Below are 15,109 nucleotides of genomic sequence, written 5' to 3' on the forward strand. Positions count from 1 at the left end.
TAAGATCAGGCTTGCCGTTATGTCGGTCGAGGCCTAAGGCTGGGGTATGACACAGAGAATACCCCCGCCCGCCCCCAATACCCTCCTTGGTCACAGCCGTGCGATTGCTGTGCTGGGGCTGCCTTTGATCGGCGGCCATGTGGCGCAGTTTGCCATCGGCCTGACCGATACGGTGATGCTTGGGTGGTACGGGGTTGAGGCGCTGGCGGCGGTGACGCTGGGCTCTACATACTTCTTCACGATCTTTCTGTTGGGGTCCGGTTTTGCCTTTGCCGTGATGCCGATGGTGGCCGCTGCTGCAGGCGCCGGTGAGGAGCGCCAGATCCGCCGGAGCACCCGCATGGCGCTGTGGCTGTCGCTGGCCTATGGGCTTCTGGTGATGCCGCTGTTGTGGTGGTCGGAGCCGATCCTTCTGCTGCTGGGGCAGGAGGCGGAGGTGGCCCGTGGCGCGGCTGATTATCTGCGGATCGCGGGCTGGGCGCTGTTTCCGGCGCTGCTTTATATGGTGTTGAAGAGCTACTTGGCCGCGCTGGAGCGGACGCAGATCGTGCTTTGGGTGTCGGTTCTGGCGGCGGCGCTCAATGCGCTCATCAACTATATGCTGATCTTTGGCCATTGGGGCGCGCCGGAACTGGGGGTGACCGGGGCGGCGCTGGCCTCGCTGGCGACCAATGTCTTTGCCTGTATCTTTGTGCTGTTCTACGCGTTGAAGGCGTTGCCCGAGCATGAGCTGTTGAAGAATTTCCAGCGTCCAGACTGGGAGATGCTGAGCCGGGTGCTGCGCCTGGGCCTGCCGATCGGTCTGACCAACCTCAGCGAAACCAGCCTGTTTGCCGCCTCGGCGATGATGATGGGCTGGCTTGGTACCGTGGCGCTGGGCGCACATGGTATCGCGCTGTCTCTGGGCGGGCTGGCGTTCATGATGCATCTGGGGCTGTCCAATGCGGCGACAATCCGGGCTGGCAATGCCTTCGGTCGTGGCGACCGGGACCATATGGCGCGCGGCGCGCGGGTGGTGATGGCGATGTCGCTGGGGCTGTCGGTGCTGGGGATGATCCTGTTTCTGGCGGTGCCTGAGGCGCTGATTTCGCTATTCCTGTCGCCGGATGATCCGGACCGGGCCGAAATCGTGCTGATCGGCAGCGTACTATTGGCGGCGGCAGCGCTGTTCCAGTTGATGGACGGGATGCAGGTGATCGCGTTGGGGCTGCTGCGCGGGGTGCAGGATACCGGCGTGCCGATGGTGATTGCGGCGCTCAGCTATTGGGCGGTCGGGATCCCGGCCTCTTATCTCCTTGGCTTTACCTTCGACATGGGCGGGCTTGGGGTCTGGCTGGGTCTGGTGTTGGGTCTGACGGCGGCGGGGCTGTTCCTGATGATCCGGTTCTGGCGCCGCTCGATCAAGCTGGTCGGGACGTCGACAGCCACCACTGCGCGATAGCGGTTGTGGCATCTGGCCAGTGTGCCCTGAAAGCCCGATTCTCCTTGGCAGTGGCGGGGCTGTTTCAAGCTGAGTTTCTTGAAGGCACCTTTGTGCCCCATGTGTGCTGAATGCCGAATATGCGCAATCACGCTTGGCTACAGCGCGCCCCGGTGCGGGCACAAAGTCGCCGATATAACCTCCAGCTTTGCCGCATCTGTTTCAGTCTGAAAATTCGGCTCATGCTCGTGCCCTCATGACAGTTTTTGTCATGATCTCAGAATATCACGAGGGCCAACAGATCGAAGGACCATAGATGCTCACTCTGATTACATTTCCGCCCAGTTTCAGCGAACCAAGCCACAGCCCGTTTTGCGCCAAGGCCATGATCCTCTTGCAGATGTCCGGTCAAACCTGGGAGCGTGAAGACCTGGCAAACCCGTCTGCAATGCCACACGGACGGCTGCCTGTCTTGCGGGCAAAGGGCCAACTGATCCCCGATAGCGAGTTCATTCAGGGTTGGCTGACCACGCAGGGTGCGGATTTCTTCCCTGATTGCACGGACGAGCAGAAGGCGATTGGCCATTCCGTTATCAAGATGGTCGAGGAGACTTTACGCAATGCGCTCATTCATGACCGTTGGCTGGATGACCAGAATTGGGCGTATATCGGGCCGCTGTTTTTCGACGACGTGCCGCGCCCAATTCGAAAGCTGATTGCTGGCATCGTTCGCCGATCTGTGAGGGCCGGGCTGAAAAGCAACGGCTTCGCGCGGATGTCTTTGGAACAACGTTTGCAGAAGGTAGAAAATGATCTGAACGCCCTCGGACAGATCAAGGGCGCAAGCCCCTTCATTTTGGGGGATGCTCCGACGGCTGTGGATGCCGCGGTCCTGCCGGTGTTAAGCATGATTGACAGGTTGCCCGTCGAGACCGCGTTAACGCGAGTTGTACGGAGCAAGGATTGGGTGGGGCCATATCTTCAGCGCGGACGCTCCACGCTCTATGACGGTCTTGCTTGATTGCGCAGTTGTTTCCCAACATCTATTCAGAGCGGAGCATCTGCCATTTTGGCTGCCCAGCTGCGGTTCTCCGCACAAGGACGCCGAATTGGTACTGAGACGGGAGGTCAAGGTCGGTTGAGAGGGACCGAGCCGACTTTCGATGCGACCGCACAAACGACCGCTATCAGAAACGAGCTACACTCAATTGTTCAAGCCTGGGTCCGGCACAAGTCCAGAAATTCGGTGACCAAATCCGGCGGCTTTACGGCCCGTGCCACGGCTAGGACGATCTCAAAGTGGCCAATCTCCTGCGCGAGCGGGCGCGTTACGACAGCATCGCCTTCGATTGTCAGATTCCGCCTTGGCTGGAAACCGACAAGGGTAAAACCCAATCCCTTTCCGACATAGGCTTGAACCATTTCGCGCGATTGCGACGTCAGCGGCACCTCAGGCTCAAGCCCGGCCGCGTGCAGCAAGTCGAGATAGCTGGGGCCGGGACCCGCGGGCGATGCGTTAATGTAAGGAATGCCGGACAGGCTTTCGAGGTCCACACTGTCTGCATTTGCCAACGGGTGTGACGCGGGCAACAGAACCAAAGGCGGCACCGTTTTCACAATTTCAACATCGAAGCGCGTGTCACCAAAGCCTTGATTAAAAACAACAAGCGCATCGACGTTTCCTGCATCAAGTGCTGCAACAAGGTTGCTGAAATCATCCTCCACAACTTCGATATCAACACGTGCATAGCTCTCACGGAACGTGAGAACCGCAGGCAGTACGATCTGCTGGGCGATGGCGTAATGGGTTCCGATCCGAATTGTGCCGGTTTCTCCTTTAGCCAACTCGGCGGCACGCCGCTGCAAGGCCTTCGCGCGTGTGAGCAGCACGTCAGCATCAGCCAGGAAATCAGCGCCCGCACTGGTCAGCCGCATGCCCCGTGCGGGAAATCTGTCGAACAATATCAAGCCAGTGACCGCTTCGAGTTTATCAAGCGCCGAAGATATCGCCGCCGCCGAGACGTTCAGATTTCGGGCCGCAGGCGCAATTCCGCCGCAACGGGCCACTTCCGACAGGAAGGTGAGCTGACGAAGGGAAAACTGAAACATCGATAAAATCTACCTTTTGAGGTGATTAATTCAGTTTTTCAGATCATAGGCAATAGTCTATCCCTCTCTCAAATCGTCAGGAGAGACCCAATGGACATCAAACCTTTGACAGGCGGATTAGGGGCAGAGATTTTCGGAGCCGACGTCACAGACGGTGCGCAGTTCGCGGAAATCGAGGCGGCTTTTGCCAAGTACTCCGTCATTGTTCTCAGAGGGCAGGACATTGCCCCAGAAGACCATCTGAACTTCGCGCGCCGCTTTGGTCCGATCAACGTGAACCGCTTTTTCAAACCCGTTGACGGGCATCCGGAAATCGCAACCGTCCTGAAGGAAAAAGACCAGAAGGAAGCGGTCGGGGAAGGCTGGCACACCGATCATTCCTACGATCAGATTCCCGCTCTGGGGTCGATCCTGCACGCCATCGAAATGCCGCCCTACGGCGGAGATACCCTTTTTGTGTCAATGGCCGCCGCGTGTGAGGCGCTGTCGGACAAGATGCGCGTGTTTCTGGATGGGCTGACCGCTGTGCATTCGTCCCGTCATGTCTTTGGCGCGGCGACGCAGGATAGCGAAGCGGCCAAGAGCGGTCGGTTGGCGAATGCCTCAGCCGCGACCCAGGATGCGCGCCATCCTGTCGTGATCACGCATCCGCTGAGCAAGCGCCGAGGGCTGTTCGTGAACCCTGTTTTCACCACACATATTGAAGGGCTGACGCCCGATGAATCCGCCGCCATCCTTGATATGCTCTATGAACATTGCAGGCAGCCCGAATTTCAGGCCCGTGTCCGCTGGCAAGAAGGCGACATTACCATGTGGGACAATCGTGCCACCTGGCACAAGGCAATCAACGACTATCACGGCTTCCGGCGTCTTATGCACCGGATCACCGTGGATGGCGTGGGCTTGTCGGGGTAAAAAATCCGATGTTGGCCGGAACAGAGCGCCTGCGCGCAGCGGCCGTTCATGCCTCTCGCACCACTTGAAGCTTTGGGCTCAGAGCGATCAATACGCTCTGAGCGAAGTGGTCTTTTCTTAACATCCACCCCTTGGAGTGCGCGTCTTTGGCACCCATTTTGCCTGGTAACTGTTCGTTCCGACCTTTGGCGGCAGCTGCGATGGCGTCAGTTGCTGATCGGTGAAAGCAGGTCTGGATTGGTCACCAGATTGCGGACGCCGTGGGCGTGGGTCTCGTCGAAATGATTGTGTTCCAGCCAGGCGCCGACGCTGTGGATATTCACGCGGATCACCTTGGGTCGGACGCTCCAGGTGACCTGAAACGGCGACCCCTTGGTGTTGTAGCCCGGCCCGGTGGTGGAGCCTGCATAGCGCACCGGGGTGCCGGTGTTGCTGGGGATGTTCTGTGCCTGATAGAGGTTGTTACGGACGGTCAGGCGGGTCAGCTCCTCGAAATCGGCGGCGCTGGGATCATTGACCAACACATAGACCTGTGCCTCCACCCGCAGCTGCGGATTGCCGATGGCCTCACTCAGGCAGGCACCAAGAGTCGGGCCGGGGGTCACCTGCGCGGTGGTGTGGACATAGTGCACCTCGATGGTGTCGCCCGGCTGCAGGTCGCCGTGGCCGCCCTCCGCCCCAATCGGGCTGTCCAGTGGAGCCAATTCGGCCTCGGTCAGCGTGCCATCGTACTTGTAGCCACTGCCATAGCCCTGTCCATCACCATTGCCTGCGTAGGTGGTGAAGTCACCACCGCGATGTTCGGCATTCTCGTGAAAGTGGATATTGCAGAGGTTCATTTGCGATGCAGGTGGAGCAGCTGAGAAAGAGCGGAGATTTTGCCCTTCGGCGGCGTCGATATCGCGGGGCGATTGCGGGCCAAAGCCTGCGCCAAAGGTGGACATGGCAAGCGCGGCGCGCTGCCTGTCAATCTCGCCGTCTTTCACGGGCTCCGGCGTATCTGCGGCTATGGCTGCGCCATGTACAAGGGTCAGGGCGGCAACGGTGGTAGCGATCAAACGAAATGACTGCATCATGAATCCTGTTTTGACTGAGGTCACTGGTAACGGTGGCGGCCATATCGGATGGGCGCGAGACCAAGCAGTGGCGAGGTAGTCACGTCACGATCTGCATTGCCGCCTTTAGTTCCTTAACTTGAGTGTGTGATGATAGGATTAATCGACCTAAGGTTGCAAGTTGATGCTCTGCCAGCGGGCTGTGACCAAGGGCGCTTCGTCACAGACGTAAGATACTGTGCAAGATCTCGGATCTGGTGGGACCAGATCAGGAGGCGTCGCTGTCCTTGGTGGATTTCAGCAGCCGGTCAGCCTTCTTGCGCACCAGAACCGAGCGTAAATCATGCATCGCCAGCAGCATCTGGTCGGTGATCTCGTCCAGCTGTGCGTCGCTGGCCTTGCTTTGGGCCCAATGGGCCGTAAGGTTTAGGTGGTCAATGGTGCGGTGGATGTCATCCATATCCCGCGCAGCCAAGGTGCGGCTGCGTTGTTCCATCCAGTCACGGATGGCGCTCAGGTCTTCGGGGCTGAGGTTGCGGTCACCATGTGGTCGGATCTCGCCATTGCGCAGCTTCACCACCGCGATTTGGTCCATGTCCAGCCGCCGCTGCCGGTTTTCGCTGTCGACACGGAACACGAAGGCGCCGTTGTCGCGCACGCGAAAGTAATAGTCTGGCAGGGCGGTGGGCATGTGTGGTCTCCGGTCAGCGCAACGCGGCGCAGAAGGCCTGAATGCGGCGGCAGGCCTCGGTCAGGGTTTCATCCGCAGCGGCGTAGCTGATGCGGAAGTTTGGTGACAACCCAAAGGCCGCGCCATGCACCACCGCGACATCGGCCTCTTCCAAGAGCGCCTTGGCAAAGGCCTCGTCATCGGTGATCGCAACACCCCCGGCTGAGGTCCGCCCGATCAACCCGGCAATCGACGGGTAGACATAGAAGGCGCCATCCGGCACCGGGCAGGCGACACCTTCGATCTGGCTCAGCATTGAGATCACCAGATCACGGCGGCGACGGAAGACGGCGGTGTTGGGGAGGATATAATTCTGGGTGCCGTTCAGGGCCTCAACCGCGGCCCATTGGCTGATGGTGCAGGGGTTGGAGGTGGACTGTGACTGGATCTTGCGCATGGCGTCAATCAGCGGCTTTGGCCCCGCCGCATAGCCGATGCGCCAGCCGGTCATCGCATAGGCCTTGGAGACGCCATTACAGGTGAGTGTGCGATCATACAGCTGCGGCTCAACCTGTGCCGGGGTGCAAAAGGTGAAATCGTCAAACACCAGATGCTCATACATGTCATCGGTCATCACCCAGACATGAGGGTGGCGCAGCAGGACATCCGTGAGCGCCTTCAGCTCGTCTGGCTGGTAGCCGGCCCCTGTGGGATTGGAGGGGGAATTGAAGATGAACCATTTGGTTTTAGGCGTGATCGCCGCTTCCAGCTGGTCTGCGGTGATCTTGAACCCGGTTTCCAGCGAGGATTCGACACAGACCGGAGTGCCACCCGCCAGCCGCACCATATCGGGGTAGGATACCCAGTAGGGGGCGGGGATCACCACCTCGTCACCGGGGTTCAGCGTCGCCATCAGCGCATTATAGAGGATCTGTTTGCCGCCGGTGCCGACTGAAACCTGCGCAGGGGTATAGTCCAACCCATTGTCGCGGGCGAATTTATCGCAGACCGCCTGCTTCAGCTCGGGGATGCCGTCGGGGGCAGTGTATTTAGTCTTGCCTGCCTGAATAGCCCGGATTGCCGCTTCCTTGATATTGTCGGGGGTGTCGAAATCTGGCTCCCCGGCGCTCAACCCGATCACATCGCGGCCCGCAGCGCGCAATTCCCCGGCCAGTGTGGTGATCGCGATGGAGGGGGACGGTTTGACGCGGGCGAGGCTATCGGACAGGAATTGCATGGAAAGACCTCTGTTTGAATGTCGTGTAGAACTGTCATAGGGTGCCGCTAACTGTCGATCAAGCGCGATCAAAGGGCAGGCAAACCGATAGGCCAACAGGAGCGGGCAAATGAGCAACGACGACATGAATTGGTATGGTCCGGAGGCCGCAACCTTTGGTGACCGTGTGGCAGCTGCGCGGGATGCTGCGGGCATGACACAAGCACAGCTGGCGCGCCGACTGGGCATAAAAAAGGCGACGCTGGCAGGCTGGGAGCAGGATCTGTCGGAGCCGCGCGCTAACAAGCTGTCGATGATGGCCGGGCTGTTGAATGTATCCATGCGCTGGCTTCTGACCGGTGAAGGCGAGGGCATGGAAGCCCCGGCTGGGGAACAGGTGCCGCAGGATCTGGCTGCGGTCATGACTGAATTGCGCCAGCTGCGCGAAGAGCTGCGTGGCAATGCTGACCGGGCGGCACGGCTGGAGAAACGTCTGCGTCTGGTGATGGAAGGCAGCGCCCAATGAGTGAGCTGCCTGCCCATCGTTTGAAACGGCTGCAGATGCGCTCCATGCGCCGGGGGATCAAGGAGATGGACATTCTCCTGTCGGCCTATGCCGAACGGAACCTCGCTGAGATGGGCCCGGCTGAGCTGGATCTCTATGATCGGCTGTTGCAGGAAAACGATCAAGATCTCTACCAGTGGGTGACGGGGCAGGTGGCCGCCCCGACGCAGTTCGCTGCGCTGGTTGGCGACATATCGCAAACCCATCAAAAAGAATAAAATTTCAGCTTAACGGATTTTTCGGGAATTTTCCGCATTGTGGCTCGCAGACACCATCGAGTCGGAGATGCGGATGAGTATGGAAATGCCAATCGGCCAGCAGGACACCAAGGGGTTCATGACTGGCTATCTTGAGGCGCTTGCAATGGTTGAGCGTCTTCACCGTCTGCTGCTGGACGTGATTAAGGACGAGTTTGAGCGCGTTGGCGTGCTGGAGATCAATGCGGTCCAGGCACTGTTGCTGTTCAATATCGGCAATAACGAAGTCACGGCAGGCGAACTGAAATCACGCGGCTATTATCAGGGCAGCAACGTCAGCTACAACCTGAAGAAACTGGTCGAAATGGGCTATATGCACCACCAGCGTTGCGAGATTGATCGCCGTTCGGTCCGGGTGCGCCTGACAGAACGCGGTCGCGAGATTCGCGATATCGTTGCGGCCCTGTTCTCGCGCCACGCCGAGGGCCTGGAAGGCAAAGGTGTGATCAGCGGTGAAGGTATCGCGGATATCACGGCCTCGCTGAAACGGGTGGAACGTTACTGGTCTGACCAGATCCGTTACATCTACTAAGTCTTTGTTTTGCAGACTTGAATGGTTTGCACCTTAACGGTCGCAACGCATATCTCGTACCGGCAGAATGCCGTATCTCTGCGATATGCCTGACCCATTTGATTTGCTGCCGGGCAGCTGATCTGACCAAGCCACCCCCGATGCCCACCGCGCAGAATGCCGGATGTGTGATCGGATCTGGGACCAGAAGGCCCGTCAGGCTTGGCATATGTTTCGAGTGATCACAGCGTAGCTGAAACACCACCGGGGCAACCGGCTGGTGCGTTTTGGCGTGGAATGATGTGCGCTTGCTGAGTGTCGGTGATGTGCCGACTGATATCTGGCCCTAGCGGCGCATTTTAGGATCTGAGAGCGCGATGGCAGACATATTCGGATCGTCAGGATCTGCGCAGGTATCCGGCCTGATGAGCTGGCGCGCCTGTGGCCCATCGCAGCCGTGACAGCGCGGTGCCCCATACCACAGGGCAGGTCAAAAGCGCGTTCCGCCCTGTGGTTTCAGTGATCAGCAGCTCTAGGCTGACCAGCAGTCAGGCTTACCAACTGCCACGCCTGCCAACTGCCAAGCTTACCAGCTGCCGGTGTTTTCCATGCTGGTCCAGGGTTCAGCCGGATCCAGCGAGTCGCCGTTTTGCAGCAGCTCGATCGAGATATTGTCGGGAGAGCGGACAAAGGCCATGTGCCCATCGCGCGGGGGGCGATTGATGGTCACACCATTATCCATCAGATGCTGGCAGGTGGCATAGATATCATCAACACCATAGGCCAGATGGCCGAAATGACGGCTGTCGCTGGGCAGCGCATCGTCGCCATCCCAGTTGTAGGTCAGCTCTATCGGAGTGTCTTCCTGGCCTTCCGCAGCCATGAAGATCAGCGAGAAACGGCCCTTTTCGCTATCATAGCGTTTGGTCTCCTTAAGGCCGAGCAATTCGTAAAAGGCCATGGATTTTTCCAGATCTTTGACGCGAACCATGGTGTGAAGATATTTCAGCGGCATCGGTGTCTTCCTCTTGTCAGGACGACTGGCTCAAGCGGCGCGGCGTCCGTGTCGTATATCTCAGACCCCTGACCATAATGCGTCCGCTGGCGGTGACCAGAGCGATTGCGCGGTCTGATTGGCTATTAGGGTTTAAAACTTGGACTGGATGCCGAGGGAGAGAGACAATTCGCGAGACTGGAAGCGGCTGTGATTGCTTTCTTTTTTACCAGCGCGCAGGCGCAATGTCGGGGCAAAGCCTGCATAGTCATATTCCTCAAAGAACAGGTTCACATCGGCATAGAGCGATGTGTCCTCGCGCCCGTCCGGCAGGTAGCGGGCGGGAAAGCCCGCAATAAACTGCGGATAATCAGAGCGCCCCAGGATCAACCCGGTGCTGATTTTGGCAGGCCCCAGTGGTTTGGCAAATTGATATCCCAACCGCAGCGTCGCGGTGCGATTGGAGGTGTTCACATGGCCCGAACGGGTGTCGCGCAGCGCGACGCTCAGGTTGATCTGATCGCCGTTCAGCAGTTTGCGGTTGACCCGCGCGCCAAGGCCGAACACCTCACCATCCTGAGACGGGCCGCGCGCATCCAGTCGCTGCTCTGCCATGCCATCCAGCGTCACGCCGGTGCGCGCCGAGAGCTGCCAGCTGCGCCGGGCGGTCAGTTTCACCAGATCGTAACTCTTTTCGCCGCCATACCAGGCGGTGCCAAAGCTGAGGCCAAGCGCGGCTGAGCCTTGACGCTCCGGCGGGCCAACGGCAAAGGCATGGGTCAGGGAAATCTCGCCATAGGTGGAGCCAAACTCGCTGTTGCGCGGCACTGTGGTACCGGATTGCTGGGCGAGGGTGGCGGCCTTGGCCTTGGCATCTGAGGACAGCGCCACCCGCTGCACATAGGTGCGGGCGCTCAGCGTGGTGAGGCTCGTACTGCTTTGCTGCAGGCGGCGGCTGATCGACATGTCGAGCACACCGACAGTGCCCTCCAATGCAACCGAGCGCGGCCCAAAGCGTCCAAGCGTGGGTACCCCGTCGATCACCTCCAGCGTACTGTCGGCGCCATTGTTGACGTTGTTGGAGGGCTTCAGCTCCCCGCGCAGCTGGAATGACCAGGGGTTGATGCGCCGCAGCACCTTATAGTCGGCAGCGATGCGTTTTTCGCTGATTTCATCGGGGGCATGGACGGCGGTACGGCGGAGCCAGACCTGAGCGAGCGTGGGGCGGGCGTCCTGCACGGCCAGCCGCGCTGCAAGCTGAGCCGCGCGAAATTTACCAGCGTTGTCCGGGGCGAAGCGATAGGCGCGCGCGGCGGAACGCCGCCCCGCGCCGGGCGATTTCAGCTGTGCCTGAGCGGCAGCGCGTAGATACCAGGCAAGATGGTCTTGCCGATCCGCCCGCAAGAGGGCGCGGGTCAGATCCAGCGTCAGTTCCGGCTTGCCGGTGCCAAGGGAGTGCGCAGCCAGCAGGCGACCCTGCTCAAGGCTCAGATACTGTTCGGGTGCTGGCTCTGCCGCAGCGACTGGCGCTGCAGCAAGCAGCGCCAGTGTAAGGGCCGCGGCCAAGGGGCGCCGCATGGGATCACGGAACCGGCTGGTCGCAGACGGCTGAGCTGTCGGCGGTACCACATTGGCCGAGCACGAAAATCCCGTATTCCTCAATACCGTCGATGTCTTCCACATGGTTTTCGGCGAACACCGACCCGGCAACGGAGGTGGCATCGGTCCCGGCAAAAATGCCGCCATAGGTTCCGACATTGGTGCGGGTGCCGTTAACGACCTGCGATGCGGTGCCGGTAAAGGTGCCATTGGCGGTGATATCTGTGGGTGCCAGATCAAGGGTTACCAGCGTCTGCGGCACGGTGCCTGCGCTGGTTGGTTCAATCTGACGGTTGTAGATGGTGCCATTGACGATGTTGTCGCCGAAATCCGCGTTGACGAAAGCATCGCCGGTGACCTCAGCTGTCTGGGCCGGGCGGATATCGCTGGGGGTGCCGGGGGTGACAGGCAGCAGATCGCCGCCGTCCCCTGCGATATTCAGCAGGCCCACATAGGTCCCGGCATAGCTGACCACACCGCCGGAGGCCACGTCACCGGTTGGGGCGGAATAACCGCCGCGACGGCCATAGCTGGTACCGGCAAAGTAGTAGGAGAACTGACCGCCGGTAGCGACTGCAACGGCAAAGGCGCCGTCTTCGATTTCGCGAACATAGGCGGTGACGTGACGGTCAAGCGAGCTGTCCTGCGCGGTATAGGCCTCATAGCCCTGCCGGTCGAGCGCCGGGCGGCGGCGGTAGCTGGCGGAAAATGGGGTGTCATCCAGGCTAAGCCCGGTGATCACCAGCGTGCCGGCCGCGGCGTCATAGGCGACGCTGTCGACATCGGAGGCCAACACTTCGGGTACAATCGGATCGGTGGTGGTGTCCCCATCGGTGCTGTCATCGGTGTCAAAGGGGTTTGTCCCCCCACCACAGGCTGACAGAAGGGTGGCTGCCGCAAGTCCTAGCATTGCCCGCTTCATTTGAACTGACCTCAATATTTCTTTGTTTGCGCCAGTGTCTTGTCATGGTTGCGGAAAGTCAATTGAATTGCCGCGACGGTCGCGTCGTTACAGGGGAGCGTGGCGGTTCGGTGACCTTTTTTCACAGGCGCGCTGGCGGGTACAGGCGGGCTGGGTTCCAGTGATGCGGCGGGGCGTTAAGACGCCGTGATCCGACCTGACAGCCCTTGAGATTAGAGGTGCGAGCAGGCTAGACAGGGGGGACCTTGCGGGGGCCGTCAGCATCCCGCGCGAAGACGATCACGAGGGGGCGGTCACCATGCGCCAGTACCATGAGGCATTGCAGTATATTCTGGACCACGGCGAGGCGAGCAGCGACCGGACCGGCACAGGCACCATATCCTGTTTCGGGATGCAGACCCGCTATCCGCTCGCGGATGGGTTTCCGCTGGTAACCACCAAGAAGCTGCATCTGCGCTCCATCATCCACGAACTCTTGTGGTTCCTGTCCGGCGATACCAATATCGGCTACCTCAAGGACAATGGCGTGTCGATCTGGGACGAATGGGCGGATGAGAATGGCGATCTTGGTCCGGTCTATGGCCATCAGTGGCGGCATTTCCCGCGGCTGGAGCTGGCAGAGGGTACGACCGGGGAGGAGCCGCTCTATCGCGCGGGCACAGTGGATCAAATCGCCAATCTGGTTGATATGATCCGAAACAGCCCGGACAGTCGCCGCCTGATCGTGACGGCTTGGAACCCTGCGGATGTGCCTGATATGGCGCTGCCGCCCTGCCATTCGCTCTGGCAGGTGCGGGTGCAGGGGCGGCGGATGCATCTTCAGCTTTATCAGCGGTCTGCGGATATGTTTCTGGGGGTGCCTTTCAACATCGCCTCTTATGCACTGCTGTTGAAAATGCTGGCGCATGTGACCGGGTATGAGGCGGGGGATTTCATTCACACCATCGGTGACGCGCATATCTATTCCAACCATATGGATCAGGTAGCTTTGCAATTGTCACGGAGACCGCAGCCGCTGCCTGAGTTACGCATCAACCGCGATGTGCCTTCGATTTTTGAGTTTAAATATGAAGATTTCGACGTGCTGAATTACACCCCGGACCCGGGCATCAAGGCCCCGGTCGCGGTTTGAGAAAGGACTGAGATGATCACGCTTATTGTTGCTCGCGACCAGAATGGCGCCATTGGCAAGGACAACACGATCCCCTGGCATGCGCCGGAGGATCTGAAGTCTTTTCAGCGCGAGACGCTGGGCGGGGCATTGATCATGGGGCGCAATACCTGGGATAGCCTGCCGGTGAAGCCATTGAAAAACAGGCTTAATTTGGTGGTGTCCTCGGATCCTGAGGCCGCCGACCTGGTCTATCCAAGCATTGAGGCGGCGCTGGCGGAGGCGCGTGCACAGGGCTATCACCGAATTTATGGCATTGGCGGCGCTGGTATTTACAAGGGCATGATGGATATGGCCGACCGGATGCTGATCACCGAGGTCGAGACTGAGGTCGAGGGCGCTGATACGCATTTCCCCGAGTTCCGGGCTGGTGAGTGGGGCATTGCCAGCCAGACTCAGATTCGCAGTGAGGCTCCCGCCTGTGTCGTAGTGGAATATCTGCGCCGCTAAGGGCAGGGCGTTGAGGCCGCTCGGATAGCGCGGCCTCTGATCAACTTGGTGTGGGCGAGCTTCGACAACCGTTGGGTGGTTGTTAGATCACGGGCAGCTCGGCGGGGGCGCGGGTGCTGAGCAGGCGGCCCCCTTCTGGTGTCACCACGATGTTTTCCTCATGTACCATCATCAGCCCGTCGCCATAGGACAGTGACGGTTCCAACGTCAGTACCATGTTTTCTTGCAGCTCGGTTGTGTCAAAGGCTGCGTGGGAAGGCTGTTCGGTCAGCTGCAACCCCAGCCCGTGGCCCAGGCGGCCAATGTCGCCGCCGCTGTTGTCCATCTCTGCAATTACGGCCGACATGGCCTGAAACAGATCGCGGCAGCTGTTGCCGGGGCGGGCGGCGTCTAGCCCAGCTTCGGTTGCACGCCACAAGACATCATAGGCGCGCCGGGCGGTGTCATCGGCCCGTCCAATGGCCCAGTTGCGATCAAAATCGCAGTAATAGCCATCCAGTACCATGCCGCTGTCCAGCATCAGGATATCGCCTGCCGCCAGCGGTGTCGCATCCGGTGGCGAAATCACATCTGCATAGCCGCCCGGTGCGCTGGCCCCAACCACATAGGGCGCACCGTCAGCGCCCTGTGCCAGCGCCTCACGGCGAAAGGCGCGGAACACCTCGTCCAGCGGCACACCTTCGCGGGCGAAGTCCGGTACGGTGGCAAAGGTGGCAGAGCCGATGGCGCAGATCCGGGCGAGTTTATCGATCTCAGCCGGGGATTTCACCATTCGAAGGCCTTGCACCAGATGCGTGGCATCGTGGATCTGCAGATCGGGCAGCGTAGCCATCAACCGCTCCCAATCGTCGAGCGGCATCCTCAGATGGGTTTCATGGCCCTTCATAACGCCAAGCCTGCGAAGCGGAGACAGTGCCTCGGTGAGCAGGCTGATGCCATCATCCTGAGGGGCGGGCGCAGACCAGGTGCGGATATCATCAATCCAGCTACGGCGCATCAGGCTGGCGCCGATTTCTGGAATGATGGCAATGGGTTTGCCTGCAGCCGGGATCAGCACGAACCAGGGGCGGGTCGGGCTTTGCCAGAACAGGGTCTGAAAACCGGTGAAATACTGCACCTCCGGTTCGCTCATCACCAAAATCGCGTCCAACCCGGCCTCGGCCATGCGGGTCTGGGCAAGCTGCGTGCGGGCGGCGTATTCGGCCTCGGGAAATCCGCGCAGGGCAGGGGCTGGTGTCATGGGGGCCTCTTTGGT

General features: G+C 59.9%; 16 protein-coding genes. 8 read left to right on the forward strand and 8 right to left on the reverse strand.

Translation table 11 applies throughout. The features are described 5' to 3' along the window. Nucleotides 1–46 precede the first annotated feature (46 nt). On the forward strand, nucleotides 47–1,441 hold the full coding sequence (locus GAL_RS06190) for an MATE family efflux transporter (RefSeq protein ID WP_024096729.1): 1,395 nt from the start codon (nucleotides 47–49) through the stop codon (nucleotides 1,439–1,441). A 295-nt stretch (nucleotides 1,442–1,736) separates the two neighbouring features. Continuing rightward, nucleotides 1,737–2,441 (forward strand): glutathione S-transferase family protein, encoded by a 705-nt coding sequence (locus tag GAL_RS06195; RefSeq protein WP_024096730.1) that lies wholly within the window; start codon nucleotides 1,737–1,739, stop codon nucleotides 2,439–2,441. Between the two features lie 191 nt (nucleotides 2,442–2,632). Here the strand turns inward: GAL_RS06195 and GAL_RS06200 are convergent, their stop codons facing one another. Further along, nucleotides 2,633–3,529: a LysR family transcriptional regulator gene (locus GAL_RS06200; protein ID WP_024096731.1), complete on the reverse strand. Its 897-nt coding sequence runs from the start codon at nucleotides 3,527–3,529 to the stop codon at nucleotides 2,633–2,635. A 90-nt stretch (nucleotides 3,530–3,619) separates the two neighbouring features. Between GAL_RS06200 and GAL_RS06205 the strand changes: the two genes are divergently transcribed. Next, nucleotides 3,620–4,444, forward strand: coding sequence for a TauD/TfdA dioxygenase family protein (locus GAL_RS06205; RefSeq protein ID WP_024096732.1), 825 nt, complete (start codon nucleotides 3,620–3,622; stop codon nucleotides 4,442–4,444). A gap of 206 nt (nucleotides 4,445–4,650) precedes the next feature. Here the strand turns inward: GAL_RS06205 and GAL_RS06210 are convergent, their stop codons facing one another. The 3 genes from GAL_RS06210 to GAL_RS06220 all read right to left on the reverse strand — a co-directional run bounded on the left by GAL_RS06210 (nucleotide 4,651) and on the right by GAL_RS06220 (nucleotide 7,406). Beyond that, a complete protein-coding gene (locus tag GAL_RS06210; RefSeq protein WP_024096733.1) occupies nucleotides 4,651–5,517 on the reverse strand; it encodes a delta-class carbonic anhydrase in 867 nt (288 codons plus the stop codon). 250 nt (nucleotides 5,518–5,767) lie between these two features. After that, nucleotides 5,768–6,190, reverse strand: a complete 423-nt coding sequence (locus tag GAL_RS06215; RefSeq protein ID WP_024096734.1) for an NUDIX hydrolase — start codon at nucleotides 6,188–6,190, stop codon at nucleotides 5,768–5,770. A gap of 13 nt (nucleotides 6,191–6,203) precedes the next feature. Beyond that, on the reverse strand, nucleotides 6,204–7,406 hold the full coding sequence (locus GAL_RS06220) for a pyridoxal phosphate-dependent aminotransferase (RefSeq protein WP_024096735.1): 1,203 nt from the start codon (nucleotides 7,404–7,406) through the stop codon (nucleotides 6,204–6,206). Between the two features lie 109 nt (nucleotides 7,407–7,515). Here GAL_RS06220 and GAL_RS06225 point away from each other — a divergent pair, with 109 nt between their 5' ends. From GAL_RS06225 to GAL_RS06235, 3 genes are all read left to right on the forward strand, one after another. Next, nucleotides 7,516–7,911 (forward strand): helix-turn-helix domain-containing protein, encoded by a 396-nt coding sequence (locus tag GAL_RS06225; RefSeq protein WP_024096736.1) that lies wholly within the window; start codon nucleotides 7,516–7,518, stop codon nucleotides 7,909–7,911. Then, complete coding sequence (locus tag GAL_RS06230) at nucleotides 7,908–8,168, forward strand: succinate dehydrogenase assembly factor 2 (RefSeq protein WP_024096737.1); 261 nt, start codon at nucleotides 7,908–7,910, stop codon at nucleotides 8,166–8,168. Before GAL_RS06225 ends, GAL_RS06230 begins: the two co-directional genes overlap by 4 nt. A gap of 73 nt (nucleotides 8,169–8,241) precedes the next feature. Further along, entirely contained in the window at nucleotides 8,242–8,739 is a 498-nt protein-coding gene (locus GAL_RS06235) for a MarR family winged helix-turn-helix transcriptional regulator (RefSeq protein ID WP_024096738.1), read from the forward strand. A gap of 565 nt (nucleotides 8,740–9,304) precedes the next feature. Here GAL_RS06235 and GAL_RS06240 read toward each other — a convergent pair. The 3 genes from GAL_RS06240 to GAL_RS06250 all read right to left on the reverse strand — a co-directional run bounded on the left by GAL_RS06240 (nucleotide 9,305) and on the right by GAL_RS06250 (nucleotide 12,233). Then, a complete protein-coding gene (locus GAL_RS06240; protein ID WP_024096739.1) occupies nucleotides 9,305–9,733 on the reverse strand; it encodes a VOC family protein in 429 nt (142 codons plus the stop codon). 132 nt (nucleotides 9,734–9,865) lie between these two features. After that, on the reverse strand, nucleotides 9,866–11,290 hold the full coding sequence (locus GAL_RS06245) for a hypothetical protein (protein ID WP_024096740.1): 1,425 nt from the start codon (nucleotides 11,288–11,290) through the stop codon (nucleotides 9,866–9,868). Between the two features lie 4 nt (nucleotides 11,291–11,294). Further along, nucleotides 11,295–12,233: a hypothetical protein gene (locus GAL_RS06250; RefSeq protein WP_024096741.1), complete on the reverse strand. Its 939-nt coding sequence runs from the start codon at nucleotides 12,231–12,233 to the stop codon at nucleotides 11,295–11,297. A gap of 298 nt (nucleotides 12,234–12,531) precedes the next feature. On the opposite strand from GAL_RS06250, the gene GAL_RS06255 reads away from it, so the two are divergent. Next, a complete protein-coding gene (locus tag GAL_RS06255; RefSeq protein ID WP_024096742.1) occupies nucleotides 12,532–13,365 on the forward strand; it encodes a thymidylate synthase in 834 nt (277 codons plus the stop codon). A 12-nt stretch (nucleotides 13,366–13,377) separates the two neighbouring features. Continuing rightward, entirely contained in the window at nucleotides 13,378–13,854 is a 477-nt protein-coding gene (locus GAL_RS06260) for a dihydrofolate reductase (RefSeq protein WP_024096743.1), read from the forward strand. Between the two features lie 82 nt (nucleotides 13,855–13,936). On the opposite strand, the gene GAL_RS06265 is transcribed toward GAL_RS06260, so the two are convergent. Next, nucleotides 13,937–15,094, reverse strand: coding sequence for a M24 family metallopeptidase (locus GAL_RS06265; RefSeq protein WP_024096744.1), 1,158 nt, complete (start codon nucleotides 15,092–15,094; stop codon nucleotides 13,937–13,939). Nucleotides 15,095–15,109: the final 15 nt, after the last annotated feature.

The sequence above is a fragment of the Phaeobacter gallaeciensis DSM 26640 genome, assembly GCF_000511385.1.
Lineage (GTDB): Bacteria > Pseudomonadota > Alphaproteobacteria > Rhodobacterales > Rhodobacteraceae > Phaeobacter > Phaeobacter gallaeciensis.

What these genes read in the sequence shown, in the direction of transcription:
- GAL_RS06190 (WP_024096729.1), top strand. Translation starts at nt 47, where the DNA reads ATGACACAGAGAATACCCCCGCCCGCCCCCAATACCCTCCTTGGTCAC.
- GAL_RS06195 (WP_024096730.1), top strand. Translation starts at nt 1,737, where the DNA reads ATGCTCACTCTGATTACATTTCCGCCCAGTTTCAGCGAACCAAGCCAC.
- GAL_RS06200 (WP_024096731.1), bottom strand. Translation starts at nt 3,529, where the DNA reads ATGTTTCAGTTTTCCCTTCGTCAGCTCACCTTCCTGTCGGAAGTGGCC.
- GAL_RS06205 (WP_024096732.1), top strand. Translation starts at nt 3,620, where the DNA reads ATGGACATCAAACCTTTGACAGGCGGATTAGGGGCAGAGATTTTCGGA.
- GAL_RS06210 (WP_024096733.1), bottom strand. Translation starts at nt 5,517, where the DNA reads ATGCAGTCATTTCGTTTGATCGCTACCACCGTTGCCGCCCTGACCCTT.
- GAL_RS06215 (WP_024096734.1), bottom strand. Translation starts at nt 6,190, where the DNA reads ATGCCCACCGCCCTGCCAGACTATTACTTTCGCGTGCGCGACAACGGC.
- GAL_RS06220 (WP_024096735.1), bottom strand. Translation starts at nt 7,406, where the DNA reads ATGCAATTCCTGTCCGATAGCCTCGCCCGCGTCAAACCGTCCCCCTCC.
- GAL_RS06225 (WP_024096736.1), top strand. Translation starts at nt 7,516, where the DNA reads ATGAGCAACGACGACATGAATTGGTATGGTCCGGAGGCCGCAACCTTT.
- GAL_RS06230 (WP_024096737.1), top strand. Translation starts at nt 7,908, where the DNA reads ATGAGTGAGCTGCCTGCCCATCGTTTGAAACGGCTGCAGATGCGCTCC.
- GAL_RS06235 (WP_024096738.1), top strand. Translation starts at nt 8,242, where the DNA reads ATGAGTATGGAAATGCCAATCGGCCAGCAGGACACCAAGGGGTTCATG.
- GAL_RS06240 (WP_024096739.1), bottom strand. Translation starts at nt 9,733, where the DNA reads ATGCCGCTGAAATATCTTCACACCATGGTTCGCGTCAAAGATCTGGAA.
- GAL_RS06245 (WP_024096740.1), bottom strand. Translation starts at nt 11,290, where the DNA reads ATGCGGCGCCCCTTGGCCGCGGCCCTTACACTGGCGCTGCTTGCTGCA.
- GAL_RS06250 (WP_024096741.1), bottom strand. Translation starts at nt 12,233, where the DNA reads ATGAAGCGGGCAATGCTAGGACTTGCGGCAGCCACCCTTCTGTCAGCC.
- GAL_RS06255 (WP_024096742.1), top strand. Translation starts at nt 12,532, where the DNA reads ATGCGCCAGTACCATGAGGCATTGCAGTATATTCTGGACCACGGCGAG.
- GAL_RS06260 (WP_024096743.1), top strand. Translation starts at nt 13,378, where the DNA reads ATGATCACGCTTATTGTTGCTCGCGACCAGAATGGCGCCATTGGCAAG.
- GAL_RS06265 (WP_024096744.1), bottom strand. Translation starts at nt 15,094, where the DNA reads ATGACACCAGCCCCTGCCCTGCGCGGATTTCCCGAGGCCGAATACGCC.